General features: G+C 51.6%; 4 tRNA genes. All 4 read left to right on the forward strand.

Going from position 1 to position 839, the window contains the following annotated elements:
• Positions 1–67 precede the first annotated feature (67 nt).
• The 4 genes from ACOCD2_RS22870 to ACOCD2_RS22885 all read left to right on the forward strand — a co-directional run bounded on the left by ACOCD2_RS22870 (position 68) and on the right by ACOCD2_RS22885 (position 704).
• Positions 68–155, forward strand: a tRNA-Pro gene (locus tag ACOCD2_RS22870).
• Between the two features lie 89 nt (positions 156–244).
• Positions 245–321, forward strand: a tRNA-Pro gene (locus tag ACOCD2_RS22875).
• Positions 322–367: 46 nt separating this feature from the next.
• Positions 368–444 (forward strand) — tRNA-Arg (locus ACOCD2_RS22880).
• Positions 445–628: 184 nt separating this feature from the next.
• Positions 629–704: transfer RNA gene (locus tag ACOCD2_RS22885), tRNA-His, on the forward strand.
• Positions 705–839: the final 135 nt, after the last annotated feature.

The raw sequence follows: 839 nt of genomic DNA on the forward strand, positions 1-839 counted from the left end.
GATTGACTATCGCTTCTGCCTTGAGTATCATGCACCGCCTTCACGGAAAGTGGAAGCAAATTCGGGGTATAGCGCAGTCTGGTAGCGCGCCTGCTTTGGGAGCAGGATGTCGGGAGTTCGACAAAAATCGCCGGGAGCGATTTTAGCGCGCGCCAGCGCGACCCGGAGGGCAAAATGCAGGAAGCATTTTGTAATCTCTCTACAAGGTAGAGTGATGAGAACGTGAAAAGGACTGAAAAATTTACGGGGTATAGCGCAGTCTGGTAGCGCGCCTGCTTTGGGAGCAGGATGTCGGGAGTTCGAATCTCTCTACCCCGACCAATTTCGTACACGGCAGGAAGGTTGACCATGCCAGAAACGATTCTCTGCGCTCGTAGCTCATTTGGATAGAGCATCGGCCTTCTAAGCCGAGGGTAGCAGGTTCGAATCCTGCCGGGCGTGCCAATTTGGCAGTTAGAGGCATCACGGCCAGATGTTTGGTTTGGTGCCATTTGAAAATGCAAGGATTCGAACCTGCGTTATCAAAATAGTGAGGTTCGACTGTCCTGCGGAGCAGGGCAGCACCGCACGGAGTGCGGCCCCGCAGGGGTTTTCATCCTGCCGGGCGTGTCGCACGCAACAGTTTATGGTGGATGTAGCTCAGTTGGTAGAGTCCCGGATTGTGATTCCGGTTGTCGCGGGTTCAAGCCCCGTCATCCACCCCATATAAAAAAGCTTGGCTTAGTTCTACTTTGTCATATTCCAAATTGCATAAATGGCAGGGCGAGGATATAATGCAACATATTGTTTTGAAAGGATAATTCATGATTATTTCCTGAAAGTACCTGCACCCCCTTCGA

It is taken from the genome of Thiolapillus sp. (assembly GCF_048562965.1).
In the GTDB taxonomy this organism is placed as follows: domain Bacteria; phylum Pseudomonadota; class Gammaproteobacteria; order Chromatiales; family Chromatiaceae; genus Thiolapillus; species Thiolapillus brandeum_A.